This is a genomic window from Novosphingobium sp. UBA1939, assembly GCF_002336885.1.
Taxonomy (GTDB): Bacteria; Pseudomonadota; Alphaproteobacteria; order Sphingomonadales; family Sphingomonadaceae; genus Novosphingobium.
On record NZ_DDFB01000010.1, the window covers coordinates 31,126 to 55,585 of the forward strand.

A 24,460-nucleotide genomic window follows, 5' to 3' on the forward strand; every position below is an offset into this window, starting at 1 on the left:
CGTTCCGGGTTACATCCAGCGCGCAAATTCACTGTCGAGAGCAGTCAGCAATTCGCCTGTAGCCCTCTCGACCTCCTCTTTCATAGCGGATGTCGCCGGCCGATCAGGATCCTCAAGTGGGTCTTGTGTAAGTGCGCGGCGGAAAGTTACCATGGCGCTGTCCATGTTAATTCTTTCAAGCCCGTACAATGCAAGCTTGAGCCGCCAGCGGCGCCTGAGGGACAGGAGACCTAATCGATTCAATGTCGCTCCCACCTGTTGGATGCGCCATTTGGTTTCAGCGATAGCACGTTTTCGTTCCGTGCCTCTCCTGGTACTCCATGCTATTATAGCTGCCGCCTTCGCAGCAGCAGCGTGCTCAGCAACGGTTTTGTAGAGCTCGTAGACCGCCTTCTCACGCTCGCGGCCTTTGGTAAGCTTATGAACTGCCCAAATGCTCACCATTGCAGCGGTCACGCTGGGGATGGCGGGTGTCCATTCACTGGTCAGGGATTTTTGTTTTGGCCGGGTATCTTGGACCGCAATTCGGATGGTTACGGGTAGGGAAGCGTTTACTTCGCCCGATTTAGTCATAGTGATTACGCAACCATTTGCCTGTTCAGGCAGCGCACCTACGCGGCTCGATTTAGTGGGTGGCGGCTGGCTCTGCTCTGTTAATGGAGTCGATGATTTCCACGATGTAAGAGGGGTCGAGGGTCGATCGGAACTCGAAGCAGTTGAGGAGATCATTCTTGGACATATGCTCCGAGCGCACCAAGCCACCAAATGCCTCGTCCAGAAACGAGGAACCGATTCCCTTTGTACCATCAAGATCAATCAACAGCTTAGTTGGGTGATCTCTGAGAATCTTCATCAAATGCTGGCGCAGCGATTCCCCGCTATTCGCGCCTTGTTTAGCGTAGCGGGGGCCGGGGTGCGGGCTAAAGTCCTTAGCTATGGAAAAAACCACGGTATTCATTCTTCCATATCCACCGATCCGCTGTGTCGGAACCGCCATTCAATGACAGTGCCGCCGATAGAGAGAGACTCATCGCCGTACGTGTCGGTTCCCGGCATATAGACGTAGCGGCCCCGGTTTGAAAGTACCTGCAATTCACCATCGCTGCACGTATCGACAAACTGCTTCATGTTCCGAAAGCCCCTACCCCGCCCGCTTTGCCCTGTACTCGTGCGGTATAGCTCCGTCGCAGCCATGATCATCTCGCCATCGGTTGGAAATGGCGAGAGACGTGTAACAAGGGCGCGAATCCTGTCATATCGATCAGGTGACAGCGTATGAGGAATCCCAACCCCCTGGTCAAAAAAGAGAATGGTAACCTCGTTCCTGGTGAGGCTGATTTCGCTGCTCATCCACCAACGATGGGGCATGGTTTGCCCATCTACGGTTTCGGGGTGAGCATGGTCCAACGTGTTGTTCATCGCCTCAATGATCGCTGCCACAAGCTTCCCGCGCGCCACGGCGTTCATGGGCAGAATATGTTTTTCGACAATGCCAACGAATCGATCAACGGTCTGGGAGTCGACCTTGTTTCCGCTATGGAAGCGGAGGAAAACGGATCGTTCGCCGGTGGTATCGGGCTTTGGTCTTCCGAACACTTCCTGAATGTCGAGCAACTCGAAAAAGCCCATGTCGCTAAGTAAATCGTAGATTATTCGGTGCTTGGGGTACGTTCCAGCCACTGCTCGATGCGTGCGCAGATTGCGGATGCGGAAAATCTCGGCAACCAATACTAGGGCGGCGGACGGATCAATTCGCGATATTTTTGAAAAATGTAAAAGTATTGGCCGCCGTTCCACAAGAGCGAACTGCCGCATAGCCTGTAGAGCCGCAGTTGTTTCTAAATGATTTTCTCGAAAAGAAAAGACTTCAGGTAGGACTATTTGCGCGCGTGCGACATTCCGATCAAAAGGGATATCGTGTAGGATTGCAAAATTTTTGCGATCTGAAAGCGCCAAGTGCCGATTTAGGCGCTTGGCCTTGCGGCGGATTATACGAGTCCTCTCTCGAACCAATCTCTTTTGGGAAACGCGGATCAAACGTTGGCGCGCATCCTCACTAAGTTTCTTCAAGAAAGTACCCCCAATACTCGTGAGCTTCTTGCCTGCAACCCACAAGTCTGTCCAGAGGGGCGAGAGGTCATACTGAGTAGCCCCTAGATTTCTGGACGCCTTCGATCCTAATTTTGAGGACAGGAGGCGACGATGGGGAAGCCCAATTTCAGTGATGAGTTCAAGCGTGACGCGGTGGCCCAGCTCACCGAGCGAGGGTATCCGGTAGCCGAGGTTTCGCAACGGCTCGGTGTCAGCCAGCACTCGCTGTATTCGTGGAAGCGGCAGCTGGCGAGGCAGGTGTCCGGCGATGCCAGCAAGGATGCCGAGATCCGCCAACTGAAGCGCGAGCTGGCCCGGGTGACCGAGGAGCGCGACATCCTAAAAAACGGTCGCGGGTTTGGCCCGCCTGTGCGCGGTAGAAACGAGTCGTGGTATGATTGCAGGCGGAGGGTCGCGGCCGTTAGCTTATTGGTGGCGTGACTACCCCGTTAAAAAACGTGGCCCGTGGGCATTTGCGTACTTGAGAGTGGTGGCGCTGTCCGCGGCGACCCCGGTTAGGAAAATGACGGTTTGCATCGCCCATGCCCTCCTGTTGTGATGGAGGACTGGAATGAACAGATCAAAATCGGGCAGCGTTGACGCACTGCCCCTGGTTTCGCCTGGCGCGGCAGCCATTGATATCGGTTCGACCATGCACATGGCGGCGGTCAATCCCGATGTCGATGATCGCCCGGTCCGCGCGTTCGGAACATTTACCCGCGACCTTCACGATATGGCCCGCTGGTTCAAAGCCTGCGGCGTCACCAGCGTGGCGATGGAATCCACCGGCGTTTACTGGATTCCGGCCTATGAAGTGCTGGAGAGCCACGGCTTCCACGTCATTCTCGTCAATGCGCGATACGCGAAGAACGTACCGGGTCGCAAAACCGACGTGAATGACGCAACCTGGCTCCAGCGCCTGCACAGTTAGGCCCGGATTCCGGGGAAATAACTAGCCTCTGCGATGGCGGTGGTGTCGACTCGGTGTTTCATTCCCAAAAATGAACATATAGAGAACAAATGTGCAAGGCGGGATCGATAGGTTCATTGACACGACGCGTGGACTGGATCGCTAGACGATTGAACTCGGGGTGGAGTTTGGCCCGATCGCGCGGAGGGCGGACCAGCCGACGAGAGCGGTCAATCCGAGGTCTACGATATGATTCAGATGGAACGGGCCAAAGCCGGCGTACAGAACTCGGTCTATCGCATGGAGAGAGACCGCGCGGATCGTGGTGTAGGCCAACAGGGCGGCCGTGGAAAATCCCGATAGCCGAACGGGCTGTGGCGAGTTTGCCAGTCTTTTGATGAGCCATCGGAAGGCCAGCACGGTTGCGGTCAACAAGGCAAGCACCACAGGAACCTGGATGAGACGCCTGCTTCTGTAGTCACCAAGGGCTAGGCTCGTACTCCTGGCGACATCGTGCAGGTGATGTTCCTCGCCCATAAAGCGCCAGCACGCCAGGAGTGCGAATGCAACCGCAATGGCCAGCCAGTGCCAGCGGTGCCTGCCCTCAATCCTGGAACGCAGGCGCAAATCCACTCGAACCGCCAGAACGGCGACGCAGGCATATGCCATCACTCCGACGAAGGTGGTCAGCTCTTCAGGTAGGGTGGCGCCGGGCATGCCGCCGAAATAGCCGACAATCCGACCAAGAGGATATCAAATTCGTAGGTGCGTGAGGCGAGCCTGGCTGGCTTGGGCTGGTTACGCACGGGGGCTAACCTCTGCCCCACGCGCCGCGCTTGCCCCCACGCCCCGCCTCCACGCTTTTTGGGTCGAAATTACGCAGTCGGGGTAGGAAGCAACGCGGTGTCGTAGCGCCAAAAACGGCCGTTTTGCGTGGTCACAGTGCAGTGTGAGGAATGACGCATTCTTACGCAGGTCACGCATCGGCGCTGATCGGAAATATCGATGGGCAAAACGATCCATCCCGGCACGAACCTTGCCCCTCGGCCCCTGCCGAGCCCCAGAGCGGCACAGCCGCTCTGTACACGGGCGCCTTCCATGCTCCGCTGATGGCGGATAAGACGGTTCCGATGGTGCGACACGATCAAATTGCGCGTGGCGAAGCCACTCCTTTCCATAGGGGATATATCCCCTCCCGGTTTCTCAGCACGTCGACGATTCGCGCTCCTGGTCAATGAGCCTTGCGATTCTTGCGAGAGTTTCGCCCGCGAGCTGATCGCCAGTCCAGGTGTCCCTGACCAGCTCCTGAGCGCTCAGGCCGGCAACCATCGTCCGCCATTCCTCTGCCTGTTGCTCTTTCCGCCAACGGGCATCGTCAGGGATGGGGGCTTTGCCGAGGAGATGCTTGACCAGCCCCTCAATCGACTTGGGAAGGAGCAGGGCATAGGCGTTGGTAATCTGTTCTACCTGCGGCCCAGCTTCGCTCTTCCTGTCGGTGGGGCGGCACCGTCGGATCCAATGTAGGAAGCCAGCGGTACGCAGCCGGCGCAAGGCAGCGTGGACGGCCGAGTAGGAGTGACCGACGGCTTCGGCAATCGTAGCGATAGCCGGCTCGAGTGTGCCGGTCTTGAAGTCGACAAACCTTGTGTAAAGGACCTCAAGGACGTCCAGCCCGATTTGCCCCAGCACGCCATTTCGAGTGCCGGGATGCGAGCGTTGCCGCTCGACGCGCGTGCGGCGCTCGAGCTCCTTGGCGCTTTTCAGGATTGCGCCGATCCTGCGTCTGGCACCACGCTTGGTGCCGTCCGCGATCGGCCGCCAGAGCCGATGTTCGAGCTGCCCTTGGTTGTAAGTGTTCCGCCAGACCGGTTGTCCGGACCGATACACTTTCTTGGGCTTTGCCTGCGCGATGATCTCGCCAATCGACCGCACGGTCATGCCGTTTGACCACGCTGAAAATGGTTCGCCAACGCGTCAAAAAACCCGCAGAATTGCGTGGTATCGAGACCGGGGGTTGCCAGCGCTAAGATATTGAAGCACGGGGGAAGCCCTAGACTAGCCCTGTCCACCACCGCTGCTTCTTCTCGCCGCATTGGCCGTGAAGGCCGATGGCCGGTCCGCGCGACCGGTCTTTCGATTGTCCGTTCGGTTGGCGATAGGTCGGGCTTTTTCCACGAGGCAGGCCCCCGTTGCGACGCCGGTCCGGAACCTGCCCTTGCCGCCTTGCGCGCCAACCCGTAGATGAGCCCCATGCCCGGAGATATTCTTGACAACCGCGGTCGCGGCAGCGCCGGCTGGAGCTGGCCAGCCATTCACCCCGAAGGACGCAAGTTCGCGCTTGTTTCCGCTGCGCTGAGCCTAGGCAGCGCGGTCATGGCGTGGGAAACGCTGGCCTGGCCGCTGGCGTTCCTCACCGTCGGCATCCTCGCCTTCTTTCGCGATCCGCTGCGCGTTACGCCGCGCGATGACCGATTCGTGGTGTCGCCCGCCGATGGCTTGATCACGCTGATCCAGAAGGTGCCGCCGCCGCGCGAATTGACCGCCGATGACGGATCGGGTGCGAAGGGCATGGCGGAAACGCCGGTGACCCGCGTGTCTATTTTCATGAGCGTGTTCGACGTCCACATCAACCGGTCGCCGATTGGCGGCACGATCCGCCGTGTGGTCTATATCCCCGGCAAGTTCCTCAACGCCGATCTCGACAAGGCCAGCGAGGAGAACGAGCGTCAGCATTTCCTGGTCGAGCGCAGCGACGGGGTGCAGATCGGGTTCACACAGATCGCGGGGCTGATCGCCCGGCGCATCGTGCCGTTCGTGAAGGGCGGGGACATTGTCGCCGCCGGCCAGCGCGTGGGTCTGATTCGCTTCGGCAGCCGCGTCGATGTCTATCTGCCCGAAGGCACCGAACCCAGGGTGCTGATGGGGCAGCGGGTGATCGCAGGCGAAACCGTGCTGGCCGAGATCGGGCAGGCGCCGATGATCGAGGGCGTCAGCCAGTGACCTCCGGGCCTGCGCCGTCGGCGGAGCCCGAAGAGACGTTTGACGTGAATGGCGAAGCTCTGCCGGACGGCGAGGACTTCGGCCGCACCCGCCTTCCGCGCGGATTGACCCTGCGCGCGCTGGTGCCCAACGCGATCACCTCCGCCGCGCTCTGTTCGGGGCTGACCGGCATCCGCTTTGCCATCAACGGCGATTTCGAACGCGCGGTGATGGCGGTGATCATCGCCGGCATTCTCGATGGCATCGATGGGCGCGTGGCGCGGATGATGAAGGCGCAGTCGCGCTTCGGCGCCGAACTGGACAGCCTGTCGGACGCGATTTCGTTCGGCGTCGCGCCTGCCCTGATCCTCTATCTGTGGTCGTTGCAGACCGAACCGCGCTTCGGCTGGTTCGCCGCACTGGCGCTGGCGGTGTGCTGCGCGTTGCGGCTGGCCCGCTTCAACGCCCGGATCGACATGGCGGACCAACCGCATAAATCAGCCGGTTTCCTGACGGGTGTGCCGGCGCCCGTAGGTGCGGGGCTGGCCATGCTGCCGCTGTACCTGTGGATTGCCAGCGGGCGCGAGGAATTCCGCTACCCGATGTTCGTCGGAGTATGGGCGGCGCTGATCGCGTTCCTGATGATATCCAACATGGCCACTCTGGGTTGGACCGCGTTGCGCCCGCGCCGCGCAATCCGCCTGGAAGTGATCGCGCTGTTCGGGCTGGTGATTGCCGCGCTGCTGACGGAACCGTGGTTGACGCTGGTGGGTATCTGCGGGATCTATCTCGCGCTCGTGCCGGTGGGCGTGGTTCGCTATGCGCGCGTCAGGCGGCTGCGCGGCGGGCAGGGGCGATCCGCCGTTCCGCCGTCCGCCTGATCGAGCGGACTGCGGCGCGGCGCGGACCGCATCCCACCGCAGGCGCGACTGCCGGCATGTCCGACACGATGCTGACGCAGTATTCCCGGTGTGCCACGCCGGCACGCGATTGGCGCAACAGGCCGCGCACCGCACCGGCTTGCGCGGTTACGGTCGCCCCAATCGCACCGATGGCCAGAAGGCCGGCACCGGCAAAAAACAGCGAGACAAGAACACCAAGCATGACAACCAGCCTTTCGACCCTGTGTCCCCGGCCAAGGTTCGCCTTGACAGCCTGTGGACATCATGTGGATAACTCGGAATATGGTTAACGGTTCCTTACCGGATGCCGTAATACCCCTTATGTTCTCTTTTTGTTCCGTATCGTCAAGCGGAAAATGCCGCGCGGCGTTTTTTGCGTGCGACAGACGGAAGTCGAGATGGTCGGCGTGACGCTGTCCTCGCCGTCGGAACCGGCCGGCCGCACGCCAGCAAATTCGAGGTGGATTTCTTTGCGCACTTGCTCTAAGGGCGCCAGCGCCGGACGGTGCAGGGGCAGGTGCCCCTTGCATGAGAGACGGTAATCCACACGGGAAACGCACATACCGGTGCCGTGGCGGGATCTCCGCCTGGTTCCAGTTTCCCGGAGGCTTGAACCGGAAAGGAAATACCTATGGCGGCTCCTGTCGTCACGATGCAGCAACTTATCGAGGCCGGTGCGCACTTCGGCCACCAGACCCACCGCTGGAATCCGCGGATGAAGCCGTACATCTTCGGCGCCCGCAACGGCATCCACATCCTTGACCTGTCGCAGACCGTGCCGCTGTTCGCACGCGCGCTCGATTTCATCTCGGCCACCGTGCAGGCCGGCGGCAAGGTGCTGTTCGTCGGCACCAAGCGCCAGGCGCAGGAGCAGATCGCGCAGGCCGCGCGTGCTTCGGGCCAGCACTTCGTCAACCACCGCTGGCTGGGCGGCATGCTCACCAACTGGAAGACGATCAGCCAGTCGATCAAGCGTTTCAAGGCGCTGGAAGAGCAGCTTGCGGGCGACACCGCCGGTCTGACCAAGAAGGAAGTCCTTCAGCTGACCCGCGAACGCGACAAGTTCGAACTGTCGCTGGGCGGCATCCGCGACATGGGCGGCATTCCGGACGTGATGTTCGTGATCGACGCCAACAAGGAAGAACTGGCGATCAAGGAAGCCAACGTGCTGGGCATTCCGGTCGTTGCCATTCTCGATTCGAATGTCTCGCCCGAAGGCATCGCCTTCCCGATCCCGGCGAACGACGACGCCAGCCGCGCGATCCGCCTCTACTGCGAAGCGGTGGCCGCCGCCGCCACCAAGGGTGGCCGTGATGCCGCCATTGCTTCGGGTGCGGATTTCGGCGCGCTGGCCGAGCCGCTGGCCGAGGAAGCTGTCGAGGCCTGAGCCCCGGCGGCGCCGGTCGATGATCGGGGCGGCCCGTCCGGGCCGTCACCGAATTGACCCGGACAAGACTTACGGGCCGCAGCGGATTGCTGCGGCCTCACCCGTTTCAAGAACAGAAGGATCAACGCGATGGCTTATACCGCCGCTGACGTGAAGAACCTGCGCGAGCGCACTGGCGCCGGCATGATGGACTGCAAGAAGGCGCTGGACGAATCCGGCGGCGATTTCGAAGCCGCGGTCGACGCGCTGCGCGCCAAGGGCCTGGCTGCCGCCGCCAAGAAGTCCAGCCGCACCGCCGCCGAAGGTCTCGTGGGCGTGGCCGTTGCCGGCACCAAGGGCGTGGCCGTCGAAGTTAACTCGGAAACCGATTTCGTCGCCAAGAACGAACAGTTCCAGGACTTCGTGCGCAAGGCCACCGAAGTGGCGCTGAACACCGCCGCGGCCGATGTCGAGGCGCTGAAGGCCGCCGCCTATCCCGATGGCGGCACGGTTGCCGACAAGCTGACCAACAACGTCGCCACCATCGGTGAGAACCAGCAGCTGCGCCGCATCAAGCACGTCGCCGTGACGAACGGCGTGGTCGTGCCCTACATGCACAACGCCGCCGCGCCGAACCTTGGCAAGATCGGCGTGCTCGTCGCGCTCGAATCCGAAGCCGGCGCCGATGTGCTGGAGCCGCTGGGCAAGCAGATCGCGATGCACATCGCCGCCGCGTTCCCGCTGGCGCTGACCGCCGACGATCTCGACGCCGAACTGATCGCCCGCGAACGCAAGATCGCGGCCGAAAAGGCGGCTGAAAGCGGCAAGCCCGCCGAAGTGCAGGCCAAGATGGTCGACGGCGCGGTCTCGAAGTACGCCAAGGAAAACGCGCTGCTTTCGCAGCTGTTCGTGATGGACAACAAGACTCCGATCGCGCAGGTGGTGGAGCAGGCGGGCAAGGCCGCCGGCGCCAAGATCGCGCTGGTGGACTATGTCCGCTTCCAGCTTGGTGAAGGCATCGAGAAGGAAGAAAGCGATTTCGCCGCCGAAGTCGCCGCCGCTGCCGGCATCAAGTAAGTTCTGAACAGCACGTCCCCGCGCGGGCGGGGGAGGCGTTGCCGGTATTGCTCCGGCTCGTTCTCCCCGCCGGCGCGGGGATCGCTGTATGCGGCCGCCACCATGGCTGGCCACGCCACCCTTGGCAGCGCGGTCCATCCGCGTATAAGGGCCGCGTTTACCCCCGTTTGCGAGTACCCCGTTCCCATGAGCCTCCCCAAGTTCAAGCGCATCCTGCTCAAGCTTTCGGGCGAGGTGCTGATGGGGAACCAGCAGTTTGGCATCGATACCGATTTCGTCGATCGCCTGGCCGCCGAGGTGAAGGCGGTAAAGGATACCGGCGTCGAACTGTGCCTCGTGATCGGCGGGGGCAACATCTTTCGCGGCATGGCGGGGGCCGCCAAGGGCATGGACCGGGCGCAGGCCGATTACATGGGCATGCTGGCCACGGTGATGAACGCGCTGGCGATGCAGTCCTCGCTCGAAAAGCTCGGCGTCCACACGCGCGTACAGTCCGCCATACAGATGGACGCGGTGTGCGAGCCGGTGATCCGCCGTCGCGCCGAACGCCACCTGGAAAAGGGCCGGGTGGTGATCTTCGCCGCGGGGGTGGGCGCGCCCTATTTCACCACCGACAGCGGCGCGGCGTTGCGCGCGGCCGAAATGCAGTGCGACGCACTGCTCAAGGGCACCAGCGTCGACGGCGTGTACAATGCCGATCCGAAGAAGAATCCTTCGGCAAAGCGTTATGAAACCGTGGATTACGACACCGTCCTGGCAACCAACCTGCAGGTGATGGACGCCAGCGCGGTGGCGCTTTGCCGCGATAACCACATTCCCATCGTCGTGTTCTCGATCCGTGAGCAGGGCAATCTTGCCCGCGTGCTGGCGGGTGAGGGAACGCAGACCATCGTGCAGAAGGAAGCCTGACCATGGCCAAGTATGACAAGGCCGATCTCGAACGCCGGATGAAGGGCGCGGTTGAATCGTTCAAGAGCGATCTTTCGGGCCTGCGCACCGGCCGGGCCAACACCGCGCTGCTCGATCCGATCACGGTAGAAGTCTATGGCGCGCACACGCCGCTAAACCAGATCGCCACCGTTTCCGCGCCCGAACCGCGCCTGCTGTCGGTGCAGGTCTGGGACAAGTCGAACATCGGGCCGGTCGAAAAAGCGATCCGTTCGGCGGGGCTCGGCCTCAATCCGATCAATGACGGCAACAACCTGCGCCTGCCGATCCCCGATCTGACCGAGGAGCGCCGCAAGGAACTGGCCAAGCTGGCCAGCCAGTATGCCGAAAAGGCGCGGATCGCGATCCGCAACGTCCGTCGCGATGGCATGGAAGCGCTCAAGGCCGACGAGAACAAGAAGGAAATCTCGGAAGACGAGCGCAAGCGCGCCGAAACCGACGTCCAGAAGCTGACCGACGATTACATCAAGGCGGCCGATGAAGCCGCCGCCCAGAAGGAAAAGGAAATCCTGGGCAAGTGAGCGCGGCGGTCGCCCCGAAAAACGGGTCGGGAGATACCGGTTGCGTCGCGCGGCACGTCGCCATCATCATGGATGGCAACGGGCGCTGGGCGAAGAAGCGCCTGCTGCCGCGCGTCGTCGGGCACAAGCGCGGGGTCGATGCGGTGCGCGAAGTGGCGCGCGCCGCGCGCGACATGGGGCTTGAAGCGCTGACGCTCTATGCCTTCTCGTCCGAGAACTGGAAGCGCCCGGCGGACGAGATCGCCGACCTCATGGGGCTGCTCAAGGCCTTCATCCGCAGCGATCTGCAGGAATTGATCGACAACAACGCGCGGCTCCGGATTATCGGCGATTATCATGGGCTTGCCCCCGATATCGTGGAGCTGGTCGAAGATGCTATGGCGCGCACGGCGGCGAACACCGGCACCACGCTGGCCATCGCGCTGAACTATGGATCGCAGCAGGAGATCGCCCGCGCGGCGGCGCGGGCTGCTGCCAAGGGCGCGATCACCCCGGAGGCGATCGAGGCCGAGCTCTATACCGCCGATCTGCCCCCGCTCGATCTGCTGATCCGTACGTCGGGTGAGGTGCGGCTTTCCAATTTTCTGCTGTGGCAGGCCGCCTACGCCGAAATGTGGTTCACCGACGTGCTGTGGCCCGATTTCACGCCCGAGCATCTGCGGCAGGCGCTGGAGCAGTTCTCGACTCGCGAGCGGCGCTTTGGCGGTCGCTGATCCGTCCGCCGAAGGCGCTGCCACGCCGGCCCGGCGGAGCGACCTGCCGGTGCGCGTCGCCTCGGCCGTGGTCATGCTCGCCATCGCGGGCTTCGCCATATGGCGCGATGGGGTGGTGCTCGATTGCTTCATCGCGCTGGTCGCCTTCGCCGCCTATGGCGAGTACGTGATGCTAGCGAGCCGGATCGCGACGGACCCGGCGCGTCTGGGAGCGGCGGCGATTACCGGCGCGTTCTACATCGGCTGGGCAGCGCTCGCGCTGATCGTCATGCCCACGCCGCTTTTGATCGCGGTGATCGGGTTGGTGATCTGCACCGATACCGGAGCCTATTTCACCGGGCGCGCGCTGGGTGGACCCAAGATTGCGCCGAAAATCAGCCCCTCCAAGACCTGGGCCGGCCTTGCCGGCGGCATGGCCGCGGCGGGCATCTGGCTGGCGCTGGTCACGCTTTCGGGCGGGTACATGCTGTCGGCGCTGGGGCCGACCGGGCCAAGCCTGAAGCAGGCGCTGGCGATCACCAACGTCGGCATGGCGGCGCTGGCCGGCGCCGGGCTGGCGGTGGTGGCGCAGGCCGGCGATTTCTATGAAAGCTGGCTCAAGCGCCGGGCCGGCGTGAAAGACAGTTCGCGCCTGATCCCCGGCCACGGCGGCGTGTTCGACCGCGTGGACGGCCTGTTGCCGGTGGCGATTGTCGCGGGCACGGCCTGGGCCATGGGACTTGGCGGAGGAGCCTGAGATGACCGGACAACGCACGATTTCGGTTCTGGGCGCGACGGGTTCGATCGGCGCCTCCACCCTTGATCTCGTCCGCCGCAATCCCGATGCCTTCCGCGTGGTGGCGCTGACGGCCAACGCGCAGGCGGCGGAACTGGCGGCGCTGGCGCGCGAATTCCGCGCGGAAGTGGCGGTCGTGGCCGACGAGGCGCGGCTGCCCGAGCTGCGCGAACATCTGGCCGGATCGGGCGTGGAAGCCGCGGGCGGCCCGACGGCGCTGGTCGAGGCAGCCGCGCGCGGCGCGGATATCACCGTGGCCGCGATCGTTGGGTGCGCGGGTCTTGCCCCCACCATGGCGGCGATCGAACAGGGCAAGGTGATCGCGCTGGCCAACAAGGAAGCACTGGTTTCCGCTGGTGAGGTGATGACCGCGGCGGTCGCCCGGACCGGGGCCACGCTGCTGCCGGTCGATTCCGAACACAACGCGATCTTCCAGTGCCTGCAGGGCAACGATGCCGCCAACGTCCGCTGGATCACGCTGACGGCCAGCGGTGGCCCGTTCCGCGATTGGCCCGCCGAACGCCTGGCCCTGGCCACTCCGGCCGAAGCGGTGAAGCACCCCAACTGGTCGATGGGCGCCAAGATCAGCGTCGATTCGGCCACGATGATGAACAAGGGGCTGGAATTCATCGAGGCGTTCCACCTGTTCCCCGTGGGTGTGGAGCGGCTGCGCATCATCGTTCACCCGCAGTCGATCGTGCATTCCATGGTCGAATACCGCGATGGGTCCACGCTGGCGCAGCTTGGCCCTTCGGACATGCGCGTGCCGATCGCCTCCGCGCTCGCCTGGCCCGCGCGAATGGACACGCCCTGCGCGCCGCTCGATCTTGCCGCGATCGGTGAATTGACGTTCCGCGCGCCCGATGAAACGCGCTTTCCCGCCACCCGCCTGGCGCGCGAGGCGGTGACGGCGGGCGGTTCCGCGCCGGCCGTGCTCAATGCCGCCAACGAGATCGCCGTGGCCGCGTTCCTGGCCGGTCAGATCGCGTTCACCGATATTGCGGAGAATGCGGCGCGCGTGCTCGATTCGATGAACGACTTTTCCGCCCCGGGCTCGCTGGATGATGTTATTCTGGTGGACCGCGCCGCGCGGGCCAGAACGCGTGAAACGATGGAGCTTGCGCACTGATGCCCACACCACCGCTGCACGATCCGGGGATCCTGGTGACCCTGCTCGCCTTCGTGCTCGTGCTCGGGCCGCTCGTGTTCATCCACGAACTGGGGCACTATCTCGTCGGCCGCCTGTTCGGCGTGAAGGCGGAAAGCTTTTCGATCGGGTTCGGCAAGGAACTGGCGGGGTGGACCGACAAGCGCGGCACGCGCTGGAAGCTGTCCATGCTGCCGCTGGGCGGTTACGTGCAGTTCGCGGGCGACATGAACCCGGCGAGCCAGCCCGATCCCGCCTGGCTTTCGCTGCCCGCCGCCGAACGCGAGCGGACGTTCCAGGCCAAGCCGCTGTGGCAACGCGCGCTGATCGTGCTGGCCGGGCCGGTGACCAATCTGGTTTTCGCGGTGCTGATCCTGGCGGCGTTCAACATGATCGATGGGCGTGTTGTTGCCTCGCCGGTGGTGGGCGTGGTCCAGCCGACCTCGGTGGCCGACAAGGCCGGGCTGCGCGCGGGCGACCGCGTGGTGTCGCTGCAAGGTGCGCGCATCGACGATTTCCTGCAAATCCGCATGGAAGTGTCGCAGCACCCCGCCGAGCCGCTGGATCTGGTAATCGAGCGCGATGGCAAGCAATTGCCCATGCAGGTCACGCCCGAAGCCAAGGTGATGTCCGATGCTTTCGGAAACGAACAGCGTATCGGCTATTTGGGCATCGGCCCGGCCCGTTTCGACGTGGTGCGCGCCGGGCCGGTGGATGCCGTGGCCGACGCGGTGGGGCAGACGCGCGACATCATCGGGATGATGGTGACCGGCATCGGCCAGATCGTGACCGGCCGGCGCGAGGTGAAGGAGCTTGGTGGGCCGATCAAGATCGCCAAGTATTCCGGCGAGCAGCTGGTATCGGGCTGGCGCAACTACGCATGGTTCGTCGCGCTGATCTCGATTAACTTGGGGTTCATTAACCTGCTGCCAATTCCGGTGCTGGACGGAGGTCATCTCGCTTTCTACGCCGCCGAGGCGGTGCGCAGGAAGCCGGTCAGCCGGCGCGGCCAGGAATGGGCGTTCCGGACCGGGTTGGCGTTTGTTGTCGGTTTGATGCTCTTTGTTACGATCAATGACGTTGCGTCGCTGAAAGTGTTCGGGGGGTAGGGGATACAATCCGGTCGCGGGGGCCGGATTTTCCACAATTTGCGGGGCGATCGAACGCTTGGACAGCCTGCTTGCTTGATTGGCGGGGCTGCTTCGGGCAGATGGCGGCGATTGCTGGTGCGGCCGGTCCTTGAAAAGGGTTTGCCGCAAGAACACACGGGATGGCGCTTGGTGATGATTGGACGTAACTCGGGCCGGACCGTTCCTGCCTCGCCACGGGCGTCGTCGGTGGCTATTGCCCTGATGGTCACCACCTGCATGGCCGGCGTGCCCGAAATGGCGGCGGCGCAGCAGAGCCAGGCGGATCAGAAGCCTGCGCGCAAGCCTTCGGCCCTGTTCGGCAAACATGCCCGGCAAACCGCGCCGGCCAGCGCGGTTCCGGTTCCCGCCAGCCCTGCGCCGGCGCCCGCCGCGCCACCGGTGGTTGCGGAAGTCACGGTCAAGACGATCACGATCGATGGCGCGCAACGGCTGGAGCCGGATACCATCCGCTCCTACATCCGCCTGCGCGAAGGTGATCGCTATACCCAGGCCGCCGCCGACCAGGTGCTGAAGGACCTGTTCGCGACCGAGCTGTTCTCGGACGTGCAACTGCGCAACAACAACGGCGACGTGGTGATCCAGGTCAAGGAGAACCCGGTCGTCAACCGTATCATCCTGGAGGGCAACAAGCGCCTCAAGGAAGACAAGATCCTGCCCGAAATCAAGCTTTCGGCGCGCCAGATCTTCACCCGTTCCAAGGTGCGCGCGGACGTGGCCCGCATCATCGAGCTGTACAAGCGGCAGGGCCGCTTCGCCGCTTCGGTCGAACCGAAGATGGTCATGCTCGAACAGAACCGCGTCGATATCGTGTTCGAGATCAGCGAGGGGCCGAAGTCCAAGGTCCGCCAGATCAACATCATCGGCAACGAGAAGTTCTCCGACGGGGAACTGCGCGGCCAGATGGTGACCAAGCAGTCGCGCTTCTTCCGCCTGTTCAGCTCGGGCACCAGCTACGATCCGGATCGCCTCGCCTTCGACCAGCAGAAGCTGCGCCAGTATTACCTGACCAACGGCTATGCCGATTTCCGCGTGGTTTCGGCGGTGGCCGAACTGACGCCCGACAAGCGCGATTTCATCATCACCTACGTGGTGGAAGAGGGGAAGCGCTACAAGTTCGGCGACGTCAAGGTGGACAGCCAGCTGCGCGACTTCGATGGCGACAAGCTGGCCGAGCGGCTGAGCATCAAGAAGGGCCAGTGGTACAACGCCAAGGCCGTTGAAGACACGGTCGACAGCCTCACCGAAACCGCCGGCAGCTTCGGTTATGCCTTCGCCGACGTCCGTCCCGACTTCCAGCGCGACAAGGACGACCTGACGATGAGCGTGACCTTCCGCATGGCGGAAGCACCGCGCGTCTATGTCGAGCGCGTGGACGTCAACGGCAATACGCTGACGCAGGACAAGGTGGTCCGCCGCGAGTTCCGCCTGGGCGAGGGCGACGCCTTCAACAGCCTGCAGATCAAGCGCTCCACCAACCGCATCAAGTCGCTGGGCTATTTCCAGGAAAAGTTCGAGGTCGAGCAGAAGCCCGGCAGCGCGGCCGACCGCATCGTGCTGGAAGCCAACGTCGAGGAAAAGCCGACCGGCCAGCTCCAGCTTTCCGCCGGCTTCTCCAGCCTTGAAAGCTTCATCTTCCAGGCCTCGATCCAGCAGAACAACTTCCGTGGCCGTGGCCAGACCGTTGGCCTCAGCGTCGACTATTCGCGCTATTCGCGCGCGGTGCAGGTGAGCTTTACCGAGCCTTACCTGTTCGACCGGAACGTGTCGTTCGGCATGGACGTCTATCGGCGCGACTACAACAGCTTCAACTACTTCAACAGCAACCGCAACACGACCTACCGGCAGGCCACCACCGGCTTCCAGGCCCGCATCGGCGTGGCGTTGACCGAATATACCTCGCTGATCGGGCGCTACACGCTCAACTTCGACAACGTGACGCTCGACAAGGATACCTACTACCTCAACGGCCAGTGCAGCCCGTTGCTGGCCGGTCGGTATCTGTGCGACGCCATCGGCAAGCGCACCAGCTCGATCCTCGGTGTGTCGCTAGTCTATGACACGCGCGACAACCGCCTGCGGCCGACGCGCGGCTCCTCGCTGGTGCTGGGTGGCGACATCGCCGGGCTTGGCGGTTCGGTCAAGTATGCCCGCCTCACGGCCAACGCCTCGAAGTATGTACCGCTGGGCCACGGCTTCATCTTCTCGTTGCGCGGTGAAGGCGGCGCGATCAAGGCGCTGGGCAGCCGCTCCAACGATCCGTCGATCGACGACGTGCGCCTGACCGACCGCTTCTTCCTGGGCGAACCCCAGATCCGCGGCTTCGACATTCGCGGCGTTGGCCCCCGCGTGCTGCGCAAGCAGTATTCCGGGTATGATCAGCAGACCGGCGCGGGTGGCACGGTTTCGACTGATCGCAACCAGTGGGTCGATGACGCGCTGGGCGGCAAGTATTACTACCTTGCCCACGCCGAGGTCGAGATTCCGCTGGGCTCGGGCGCGCGCGAGATGGGGCTGCGGCCTTCGATCTTCGTTGACGCGGGCGCCGTGTTTGGTGTGGCGCATCCACAGACAACGGGGGCAGGAACGTTGCTGTATCTCGATAACCTGACCCAGAAGCTGACGACTTCCAGCAAGGATTCCAGCGGGGCGGTTAACCAAGTTGCGCAGAAGTACGACGAGGTCTTCGTGGGTGATAGTCCCAAACCGCGCATCTCGGTTGGTATCGGCGTCAACTGGAACTCGCCGTTCGGTCCCTTCCGCATCGATTTCGCCAAAGTCCTCAGCAAGGTCGAAGGCGACGACCCCAAGGCATTCACTTTCAACGTAGGAACCCAGTTCTGATGATCACGCGCATTGCATCGGCCCTTGTCGCGGGCCTTCTCGTTTCGGTTGCTCCGCAGGCCATGGCCGCCGCGCCAGCCGCTCCGGCCGCTACCGGTGGCGTTGTCGCCGCCGGCGTCGCGGTGGCCAACCCCCCGGCGATCGTCGCTTCGTCCTCGGCCTACCAGACCGCGCAGCAGCAGCGCCCGGTGACCTACAAGGCGCAGATCGACCAGGCCAATACCCGCAAGAACCAGATCACCGCGCAGCTTCAGCCGCTGTACGCCAAGCTGGAAGCGGATTCGAAGGCGCCCAAGCCCGATCAGGCCGCGCTGCGCCAGCAGTACGCGCAGATCCAGCAGATCGAGCAGGCCGGCCAGCGCGAAATCCAGCAGATCCTGGAGCCGCTGCAGCTTTCGGAACAGTACGTTCTGGAGCAGATCGGCGACAAGCTGGACGATGCCACGCAGAGCGCGATGACCAAGCGCAAGATCTCGCTGGTTCTCGATTCGCAGTCGGTGATCAAGGCGGACCAGGCGTACAACCTGAACCAGGACATCCTGACCGAACTCAACGCGCTGATCCCCTCGGCGCAGCTCGTGCCGCCGGCCGGCTGGCTGCCGCGCGCGCAGCGTGAACAGCAGGCGCAGCAGCAGGCGGCGCAGGCCGCTGCCGCGCAGCCGGACAACAAGAAGGCGCCGGTCGGCCGCTGAGGCCGTCCGCGTCGAACATCGTCAAACGGGGGCACCATGGCGGAAGATCAGACGGACGGCGCGGCCGCCGCACCGTTCGACTATGACGTGACCAAGGTGATGGCGGCGCTTCCGCACCGCTATCCCCTGTTGCTGGTCGATCGCGTTCTGGGCCTTGTGCCCGATGAATCGATCCACGCGGTCAAGGCTGTCTCGATGAACGAGCAGTTCTTCCAGGGGCACTTCCCCGGCCGGCCGATCATGCCCGGCGTTCTCCAGATCGAGGCGCTGGCGCAGGCCGCCGGCGTGCTCGCGGTGGAAACGCTTGGGCTCGCCGGCACCGGCAAGCTCGTCTATTTCATGGCGATCGAGGGCGCCAAGTTCCGCAATCCGGTGGAGCCTGGCTGCCTGTTGCACCTGCACGTTGAATTCACGCAGAAGCGCGCGCGCGTCTGCAAGTTCGCGGGCAAGGCCATGGTCGATGGCAAGGTGACCTGCGAGGTCAGCTTCACCGCAATGATCGCGGACAGCTGAGCAGGCTCCCGACGGACGCCGGGGGCGTCCGACCAGGGACTCGACAAATCGCGCGGTATCCATTAGGGGCGCCGCTTTCCAGTTTCCCGAAGACCGGTCGGAACCGGTCGCCAAGCGGAGCAAGACCGATGAAGGCCAATATCCACCCCGACTACCACATGATCAAGGTGCAGATGACCGACGGCACCGTGTTCGAAACCCGCTCCACCTGGGGCAAGGAAGGCGACACGCTGGCGCTCGACATCGATCCCACCTCGCACCCGGCCTGGACCGGCGGCACGCGTCAGATGGATCAGGGCGGCCGCGTTGCGCAGTTCAACAAGCGGTTCGGCGGTCTTTCGCTCAAGCGTTGATCGCGCGCGAAAAGCCAGACGGGCAGGGCGGCTTCGGCCGCCCTTTTCGTTTTCGCCCTTTCGTTAAAGCGTTTCGCAGCGATCCGTCCGTATCGGTGCGTGGCATTGCTATCTGCGATAGCCGTTCTAGAGTATCGCCATGACCACCCTGACCAACGCGCTGGAAAGCCGCCTGGGTTATCAGTTGCGCCGCGCTTCCGCGGTGATGATGGCCGACCTCGCGCGCGAGTTGGCGGACCTTGACCTGCGGCCTGCGGAAGTGACCACGCTATTGGTGATCGGCGAAAACCCCGATTGCTCGCAGACCGAGGTGGGGCATGCGCTGGCCATCAAGCGCGCCAACATGGTGCCGATCATCGCGCGCCTGATGGACCGGGGCTTTGTTGCGCGCACCCGGGCCGACGGCCGCTCGCACGCGCTCACCCTGACCGATCAGGGGCGCAAAATGGCGGACGAAGCCAATCAGCGCATTGCGGCGCATGAAGCGCGCTTCGTCACCCAGCTTGCCGCGGGCGAAGTGGAAACGCTGTTGCGATGCCTGCCGACGATTCGCGGCATTGGTACCGAACCCGAGGGCTGAGCTAGGGCCAGCTTATTGCCAGGGGCGTTCGCGATACCATTTCGTCACCACGTATTTCAGCCCCTTGCGCACTTTCATGGCGTGATGGATCGTCGCCGGGTTGACGCTGCCGTCGCGCCGGCGGTTGTTCCAGCCCACCAGCTTGCCCGGTTCGGGATGGATCAGCTTGTCGAGAACCTTGAACCGCGTGGCGCCACCGGCTTCCACCGCGTTGAGATAGACCATGAAGGTCCAGGTGCGCTGCCCGGAAACGGCGCAATAGCGGTCGAAATCGGCGCCGTGTTCGTCGAAATAGTCGGTGTGTGCCTTGAATTCCTGTCCCGGGGCATAGCGCTGGCCCTGGATCGGTTCACCGAACGGCCGGTCGATGCCACACAGCGCGGAAAAACGTTCGTCGAGCGCCAACACGTCGGGAGCGGCCATCGGCAGGTCGCAGGTCTCGCTGGTGCGGAAATAGTAATCGCCGTTGGGGTCGGCGATGGTCGAGGGCCGGCGGTCGGCCTCGATCCGGGCGATTAGCGCCCCGCATTCCGCAGCGGTCAGGAAATCGCGCAGGATCACCATGTCGGCGCGCGGAGTGGGAACGCGAACGAGGCCCGGCGTTGCGAGCAGCCGATCGAGCGAGGCTTCGTTGACGGGTGCGTCCATGATCGTGTGCTAGCCGGTCCCAGACCGAACGCCAACATCGCCTGTGCGCGATGTGCCGCCAGCCATAGGATGTGGCCGCCCGGCCTGCTATCCCGTCGGTATGGCTCCGTCGTCGTCCCGCTCCGCGCCGTCCATCGGGCGTGCCAACGGCTTCTCGCTGGTCGAGATGCTGGTGGTGCTGTTCGTGATCGGCCTGCTGGCGTCGGTGGTGGTCCTGTCGATGCCCGGCGACGAGCGCATCCTGCGCAACGAGGCGGAACGCTTCGCCGCGCGCACCATCGCGGCGCGGGACGAAGCGATCGTTGGTGGCGCGCCGGTGGCGCTGGTGGTGGGGCCGGCCGGGTATTACTTCCAACGCCGCGTTGATGGCGCGTGGCAGGCGCTTCCCGGCAAGGGTTTCGATCTGGCGGCGTGGAAGCAGGGCACGCAGGCCACGGTCGCCCAGCCGGGCGGACGGGGCCGCATCGTGTTCGATACGCTGGGGCTTGCCAGCGGCGATGGCGCGGTCCGGCTGGAACGCGGGGACCGGCATCTGATCCTGCGCATCGCGCGCGATGGAAAGGTCACGCTCGATGCGGCGTGACGGCAACGGCGCGGAAGCGGGCTTCACCCTGCTCGAACTGATGATCGCGCTGGCGGTGTTCGCGCTGGCGGCGCTGGCCTTGCTCAGGATGGAGGGCGCCAGCATCGCGCGCACCGCCGATCTGGACCAGCGCCTGTTGCGCGAGATCGTGGCGCAGAACATGGCGGCGGAAATCCTGACCGATCCCGCTCCCCCCGCGATCGGCGACGCCAGCGGCACGATCCGCAATGCCGGCCGCCAGTTCGCATGGACGCGGCACGTCGCGCCGCAGGCGGACTTCGGCGTGCTGGCCATCACGCTGACCGTGCGCGAGGTAACGCCGGGCCGCGCCAGCCAAGCGATCACGCTCGACTTTGCCCGGTTGCCAGTGTCATGACGTCATTGCACGGCCATCGCGAACCTTCGTATCCGGCAAACGGCTTCACGCTGGTGGAAATGCTGGTGGCGTTGCTGATCTTCGCGATGATTGCCGGCGGCGCGCTGGCGTTGCTGCGCTTCAGCGTCGATGCTGAACTGGCAAGCCGCGCCGGGACCGACCGTATCGCCGCCAGCCGGCGCTTCCTGTCGGTCTGGACCGCCGATCTGGCGCAGATCACGCCGCGTCTGGCGCGCGACGAAAGCGGCGCGGTTCATCCCGCGCTGGAAGCTGGTGGAGCGGGCGGCATGGTGCTGCGCTTCACCCGCAGCGGCTGGTCCAACGCGGATGGCGCGGCGCGGCCCAGCCTGCAGAAGGTGGAATACCGCTGGGACGGCAAGGCGCTGGTGCGCGCCGGCTATCCGTTCCCCGATGGCGCCGCGCCTGAGCCGGGCGCCGCCGTCCTGCCGCTGGCGGGGCCGCCGGCCTTGCGCTTCCGCAGCCGTGACGGGCAATGGCAGGGCCGGTGGGAGCCGCAGCGCATGGGCGAATTGCCGGTGGCGATCGAAGTGCTGCTACCACAGCCGGGGGGCGAGCCGTTGCGCATCGTCTCGCTGGTCGGGGTGAACTACCAGTGAGGCGGGATCGTCCTCCCCACGAACGTGGCGCGGCACTGCTGTCGGTGCTGCTGCTGGTGGCGGTCATGGCGGTGATCGCGGCGGTCATGCTCGACCGGCTCAACCTGGCGACGCGGCTTGCCGGCAACGGGCAGGCGATGACGCAGGCGCGCCTTGCTGCCACCAGCGCGGAAACGGTGGCAATGGCCCGGCTCAAGGCCCTGGTCGATGCGGACGATCGCCGCACGGTCGACCGCATCGGACTGCTGGGCCGAGAGTTCCCGTTGCCGCTGCCGCGCGGGGCGGCGCGCGTGCGGATCGACGACGCGGGCAATTGCTTCAACGTCAATTCGCTGGTCCAGCAGGGCGTGGACGGCACGTTCACGCTGCGGCCCGTGGCGCTCACGCAGTTGCGGGCGCTGATGGCGGGGCTGGCAGTGCCGGCGAACGAGGCGGTCCGCCTGAGCGATGCCATGGCGGACTGGATCGACAGCGACGAGCGGCCCGCGCCGAACGGGGCGGAGGACGATGTCTATCGCGCCGGGCCGGTGCCCTATCGCCCGCCCAACCGGCTGATCGGCGATGTCAGCGAACTGCGCGCGGTGCGGGGGATGACACCGGTGCTCTACCAGCGTTTACGGCCCTGGCTCTGTGCGCTGCCGGTTGCGGAGCTTTCACCGGTCAACGTCAACACGCTGCGGCTGGACCAGATCCGCCTGCTGACCATGCTTTCTCCCGCCACGATTCCGCCCGAACGCGCCCGTGCGCTTGTGCTGGGTCGGCCGCCTGCCGGCTATGCCAGCGCGGCGGAAGCGACCGCGCGGCTGGGAGGCACGGCCGGGGCAACCGGCGCGCTTCCGCTCGATCAGTTGCAGGTGCGCAGCCGCTGGTTCCTGCTGGATCAGGTAGTCTCTATCGATTCGGTGCGGCTGGAGGAGGAAGCGCTGATCGATACCGGGGTGACGCCCGCGCGCGTGGCGTTCCGCAGCTGGGGTGATCGCGAAAGCCGGTAGGGTGTCGGAATCGTGCGGGCGCGTGGCGGTCGCGCAAGTTTTCGCTTTTCAAGGCCGCTCCTTTCTGCAAAGGGGCTCGCCCGCGCCCTGCATCGTGTTACGATGGGGGCGCCGATCTTGTGGCGATCGTAGCTCAGTTGGTTAGAGCGCCGGTTTGTGGTACCGGAGGTCGAGGGTTCGAACCCCTTCGATCGCCCCATCTTTCCTCAGATTCTCTGCGCATCTCGGCCTTTCGAGGGACGCTAAGCGCTTGCCCCGGAACGGCGCAGGTGGCAGAGCGTGGCGCGAACCGGCGGCGCGCGCCGCCGGACGAGGATATGTGTTTCCCGCGTCCATGCACGGTTTTGCCAATCCCGCCCGTTTTCTGCGCCTTGCGCGCTGGTTGATGCCTTTGCTGCTGGGGCTGGGGCTGGTGCTTGCCTTCGGCGCGCTGGCCTGGGGTCTGCTGGTGGTACCGCCCGACCGGCTGATGGGCGATACCGTGCGCATCCTGTTCATCCATGTCCCCTCGGCCTGGCTGGGCATGGCGGGCTGGAGCACGATCGCCGTGGCGAGCCTGGTCGAGCTGGTCTGGCGCCATCCGCTCGCCGCCATCGGCGCGCGCGCGGCGGCGGTGCCAGGCGCGGCGTTCACCGCGATCTGCCTGGCCACGGGATCGATCTGGGCGCGTCCCACCTGGGGCACGTGGTGGGTGTGGGACGGCCGGCTGACGAGCTTCCTCGTCCTGCTGTTCCTCTATTTCGGCTATATCGCCCTGGCAGGCGCCGCGCAGCGCGATGCGCAGGCGGGTGAGGGCGCGAGCCGCGTGACCGCGATCTTCGGTCTGGTCGGCGCGATCAACATCCCGATCATCAACCGGTCGGTGGTGTGGTGGAACAGCCTGCACCAGCCGCCGTCGATCACCATCGGCAAGTCCGCGATCGACGGCACGTTCCTGTGGCCGCTGCTGATTGCGGCCATCGGCTTTTCGTGCATCTTCGGCGGCGTGGTGCTGGCGCGGATGCGGACGCTGCTGGCCGACATCCAGACCGAGGCGCGCCTGCGCCGCAAGGCGCTGGGCTGACGCGGCGCGGGAGGGCAGGATGCACGAGAGACTGGATCAATGGGACTATGTGGCAGCGGCGCTGGCGATCGGGGTGATCGGCACGTTGCTGCTGGTGGGCTGGACGCTGTGGGCCATGGTCCGCGCCGAACGCCGGCGTGACAGGGCGAGGGGCAAGTGAGCGGCATCAAGGCAAAGCACCAGCGGCTGGTCCTGCTGGCCATCGCGCTGGTCGCGCTGGTGGGCGCGGGGCTGCTCGCCGCCTATGCGCTGCGCAACCAGGCCGCCTATTTCTACGTGCCGAGCGATCTGGTCGCCCATCCGCCCGAACAGGGCCGCGCCGTGCGCCTGGGCGGCATGGTGGAGAAGGGATCGATCAAGACCCGGCCCGATGGCGTGACCATCGATTTCATCGTGGGCGATGGCAAGGCGCGCGTGCCGGTGCGCTTCACCGGGATCACGCCGGACCTGTTCGTCGAGGGATCGGGCGTTGTCGCCGAAGGGCGGATGGAAGGCGGCACGTTTGTGGCCGACAACCTGCTAGCCAAGCATGACGAGAAATACGTCCCGCGCGAGATGAAGAACATGACCGACGCGCAGGCGAAACAGGTGGTGGCCGAAACGAAATGATGGCGGAACTCCC

The 24,460-nt window shown here is 64.4% G+C and carries 29 protein-coding genes, 1 tRNA gene and 1 pseudogene; 25 read left to right on the forward strand and 6 right to left on the reverse strand.

The features are described 5' to 3' along the window. Positions 1–9 precede the first annotated feature (9 nt). Genes B3547_RS01480 through B3547_RS01490 form a run of 3 tightly spaced genes read right to left on the reverse strand, consistent with a single transcriptional unit; the run spans position 10 to position 2,070 of the window. Positions 10–573, reverse strand: coding sequence for a hypothetical protein (locus tag B3547_RS01480; RefSeq protein WP_292959709.1), 564 nt, complete (start codon positions 571–573; stop codon positions 10–12). Positions 574–625: 52 nt separating this feature from the next. After that, positions 626–958 carry an STAS-like domain-containing protein gene (locus B3547_RS01485; RefSeq protein WP_292959710.1) on the reverse strand — a complete coding sequence of 111 codons (333 nt, stop codon included), beginning with the start codon at positions 956–958 and terminating at the stop codon, positions 626–628. Further along, positions 955–2,070, reverse strand: coding sequence for an ATP-binding protein (locus tag B3547_RS01490; protein ID WP_292959711.1), 1,116 nt, complete (start codon positions 2,068–2,070; stop codon positions 955–957). Before B3547_RS01490 ends, B3547_RS01485 begins: the two co-directional genes overlap by 4 nt. A gap of 132 nt (positions 2,071–2,202) precedes the next feature. Here B3547_RS01490 and B3547_RS01495 point away from each other — a divergent pair. Together B3547_RS01495 and B3547_RS01500 are read left to right on the forward strand one after the other, a co-directional pair. Further along, positions 2,203–2,442, forward strand: a pseudogene (locus B3547_RS01495) (transposase); the annotation flags it as partial. A 220-nt stretch (positions 2,443–2,662) separates the two neighbouring features. Beyond that, entirely contained in the window at positions 2,663–3,022 is a 360-nt protein-coding gene (locus B3547_RS01500; RefSeq protein ID WP_292959712.1) for an IS110 family transposase, read from the forward strand. A 141-nt stretch (positions 3,023–3,163) separates the two neighbouring features. Here B3547_RS01500 and B3547_RS01505 read toward each other — a convergent pair whose 3' ends face one another. Next, positions 3,164–3,718 carry a hypothetical protein gene (locus tag B3547_RS01505; RefSeq protein ID WP_292959713.1) on the reverse strand — a complete coding sequence of 185 codons (555 nt, stop codon included), beginning with the start codon at positions 3,716–3,718 and terminating at the stop codon, positions 3,164–3,166. A gap of 486 nt (positions 3,719–4,204) precedes the next feature. Next, positions 4,205–4,939 (reverse strand): replication protein A, encoded by a 735-nt coding sequence (locus B3547_RS01510; protein WP_292959714.1) that lies wholly within the window; start codon positions 4,937–4,939, stop codon positions 4,205–4,207. Between the two features lie 312 nt (positions 4,940–5,251). Here B3547_RS01510 and B3547_RS01515 point away from each other — a divergent pair, with 312 nt between their 5' ends. The 15 genes from B3547_RS01515 to B3547_RS01585 all read left to right on the forward strand — a co-directional run bounded on the left by B3547_RS01515 (position 5,252) and on the right by B3547_RS01585 (position 19,559). Beyond that, a complete protein-coding gene (locus B3547_RS01515; protein WP_292959715.1) occupies positions 5,252–6,001 on the forward strand; it encodes a phosphatidylserine decarboxylase in 750 nt (249 codons plus the stop codon). A 44-nt stretch (positions 6,002–6,045) separates the two neighbouring features. After that, positions 6,046–6,861, forward strand: a complete 816-nt coding sequence (locus B3547_RS01520) for a CDP-alcohol phosphatidyltransferase family protein (protein WP_194917357.1) — start codon at positions 6,046–6,048, stop codon at positions 6,859–6,861. A 652-nt stretch (positions 6,862–7,513) separates the two neighbouring features. Continuing rightward, positions 7,514–8,269 (forward strand): 30S ribosomal protein S2, encoded by a 756-nt coding sequence (rpsB, locus tag B3547_RS01525; protein WP_124810310.1) that lies wholly within the window; start codon positions 7,514–7,516, stop codon positions 8,267–8,269. A 129-nt stretch (positions 8,270–8,398) separates the two neighbouring features. Beyond that, positions 8,399–9,325, forward strand: coding sequence for a translation elongation factor Ts (gene tsf, locus B3547_RS01530; RefSeq protein ID WP_292959716.1), 927 nt, complete (start codon positions 8,399–8,401; stop codon positions 9,323–9,325). A 186-nt stretch (positions 9,326–9,511) separates the two neighbouring features. Further along, the gene (gene pyrH / locus B3547_RS01535; protein WP_194917355.1) at positions 9,512–10,234 is read left to right on the forward strand and encodes a UMP kinase; all 723 of its coding nucleotides are present in this window, start codon (positions 9,512–9,514) and stop codon (positions 10,232–10,234) included. Positions 10,235–10,236: 2 nt separating this feature from the next. After that, positions 10,237–10,794: a ribosome recycling factor gene (gene frr, locus B3547_RS01540; RefSeq protein ID WP_124810313.1), complete on the forward strand. Its 558-nt coding sequence runs from the start codon at positions 10,237–10,239 to the stop codon at positions 10,792–10,794. A gap of 68 nt (positions 10,795–10,862) precedes the next feature. Continuing rightward, positions 10,863–11,507, forward strand: coding sequence for a polyprenyl diphosphate synthase (uppS, locus tag B3547_RS01545; RefSeq protein WP_292959730.1), 645 nt, complete (start codon positions 10,863–10,865; stop codon positions 11,505–11,507). After that, positions 11,494–12,243 (forward strand): phosphatidate cytidylyltransferase, encoded by a 750-nt coding sequence (locus B3547_RS01550; RefSeq protein WP_255530154.1) that lies wholly within the window; start codon positions 11,494–11,496, stop codon positions 12,241–12,243. The genes uppS and B3547_RS01550 overlap by 14 nt, the downstream gene beginning before the upstream one ends. A gap of 1 nt (position 12,244) precedes the next feature. After that, positions 12,245–13,411, forward strand: coding sequence for a 1-deoxy-D-xylulose-5-phosphate reductoisomerase (locus B3547_RS01555; protein ID WP_292959717.1), 1,167 nt, complete (start codon positions 12,245–12,247; stop codon positions 13,409–13,411). Beyond that, the gene (rseP, locus tag B3547_RS01560) at positions 13,411–14,538 is read left to right on the forward strand and encodes an RIP metalloprotease RseP (protein WP_125955966.1); all 1,128 of its coding nucleotides are present in this window, start codon (positions 13,411–13,413) and stop codon (positions 14,536–14,538) included. The genes B3547_RS01555 and rseP overlap by 1 nt, the downstream gene beginning before the upstream one ends. A gap of 174 nt (positions 14,539–14,712) precedes the next feature. Next, positions 14,713–17,421, forward strand: a complete 2,709-nt coding sequence (gene bamA / locus B3547_RS01565; protein WP_292959731.1) for an outer membrane protein assembly factor BamA — start codon at positions 14,713–14,715, stop codon at positions 17,419–17,421. Next, positions 17,421–18,113 (forward strand): OmpH family outer membrane protein, encoded by a 693-nt coding sequence (locus B3547_RS01570; RefSeq protein WP_190287303.1) that lies wholly within the window; start codon positions 17,421–17,423, stop codon positions 18,111–18,113. Before bamA ends, B3547_RS01570 begins: the two co-directional genes overlap by 1 nt. A 36-nt stretch (positions 18,114–18,149) precedes the next feature. After that, positions 18,150–18,626, forward strand: a complete 477-nt coding sequence (gene fabZ / locus B3547_RS01575) for a 3-hydroxyacyl-ACP dehydratase FabZ (protein ID WP_292959718.1) — start codon at positions 18,150–18,152, stop codon at positions 18,624–18,626. A 128-nt stretch (positions 18,627–18,754) separates the two neighbouring features. Further along, entirely contained in the window at positions 18,755–18,979 is a 225-nt protein-coding gene (gene rpmE, locus B3547_RS01580; protein ID WP_124810317.1) for a 50S ribosomal protein L31, read from the forward strand. A gap of 139 nt (positions 18,980–19,118) precedes the next feature. Then, positions 19,119–19,559: a MarR family winged helix-turn-helix transcriptional regulator gene (locus B3547_RS01585; protein ID WP_292959719.1), complete on the forward strand. Its 441-nt coding sequence runs from the start codon at positions 19,119–19,121 to the stop codon at positions 19,557–19,559. 12 nt (positions 19,560–19,571) lie between these two features. Here the strand turns inward: B3547_RS01585 and B3547_RS01590 are convergent, their stop codons facing one another. Then, positions 19,572–20,207: a prolyl hydroxylase family protein gene (locus tag B3547_RS01590; RefSeq protein WP_292959720.1), complete on the reverse strand. Its 636-nt coding sequence runs from the start codon at positions 20,205–20,207 to the stop codon at positions 19,572–19,574. Positions 20,208–20,307: 100 nt separating this feature from the next. Here B3547_RS01590 and B3547_RS01595 point away from each other — a divergent pair, with 100 nt between their 5' ends. The 8 genes from B3547_RS01595 (at position 20,308) to ccmE (ending at position 24,447) form a co-directional block, all read left to right on the forward strand. Further along, positions 20,308–20,790, forward strand: a complete 483-nt coding sequence (locus tag B3547_RS01595) for a GspH/FimT family pseudopilin (protein WP_292959721.1) — start codon at positions 20,308–20,310, stop codon at positions 20,788–20,790. After that, entirely contained in the window at positions 20,780–21,166 is a 387-nt protein-coding gene (gspI, locus tag B3547_RS01600; RefSeq protein WP_292959722.1) for a type II secretion system minor pseudopilin GspI, read from the forward strand. Before B3547_RS01595 ends, gspI begins: the two co-directional genes overlap by 11 nt. Continuing rightward, complete coding sequence (gene gspJ / locus B3547_RS01605) at positions 21,163–21,783, forward strand: type II secretion system minor pseudopilin GspJ (protein ID WP_292959723.1); 621 nt, start codon at positions 21,163–21,165, stop codon at positions 21,781–21,783. The genes gspI and gspJ overlap by 4 nt, the downstream gene beginning before the upstream one ends. Beyond that, positions 21,780–22,775 carry a type II secretion system minor pseudopilin GspK gene (gene gspK / locus B3547_RS01610; protein WP_292959724.1) on the forward strand — a complete coding sequence of 332 codons (996 nt, stop codon included), beginning with the start codon at positions 21,780–21,782 and terminating at the stop codon, positions 22,773–22,775. The genes gspJ and gspK overlap by 4 nt, the downstream gene beginning before the upstream one ends. A gap of 122 nt (positions 22,776–22,897) precedes the next feature. Then, positions 22,898–22,974: transfer RNA gene (locus B3547_RS01615), tRNA-His, on the forward strand. 135 nt (positions 22,975–23,109) lie between these two features. After that, on the forward strand, positions 23,110–23,838 hold the full coding sequence (gene ccmC, locus B3547_RS01620) for a heme ABC transporter permease CcmC (RefSeq protein WP_124808748.1): 729 nt from the start codon (positions 23,110–23,112) through the stop codon (positions 23,836–23,838). 19 nt (positions 23,839–23,857) lie between these two features. Next, complete coding sequence (locus B3547_RS01625) at positions 23,858–23,998, forward strand: hypothetical protein (RefSeq protein WP_168195962.1); 141 nt, start codon at positions 23,858–23,860, stop codon at positions 23,996–23,998. 5 nt (positions 23,999–24,003) lie between these two features. Further along, a complete protein-coding gene (gene ccmE, locus B3547_RS01630; RefSeq protein ID WP_125956074.1) occupies positions 24,004–24,447 on the forward strand; it encodes a cytochrome c maturation protein CcmE in 444 nt (147 codons plus the stop codon). Positions 24,448–24,460: the final 13 nt, after the last annotated feature.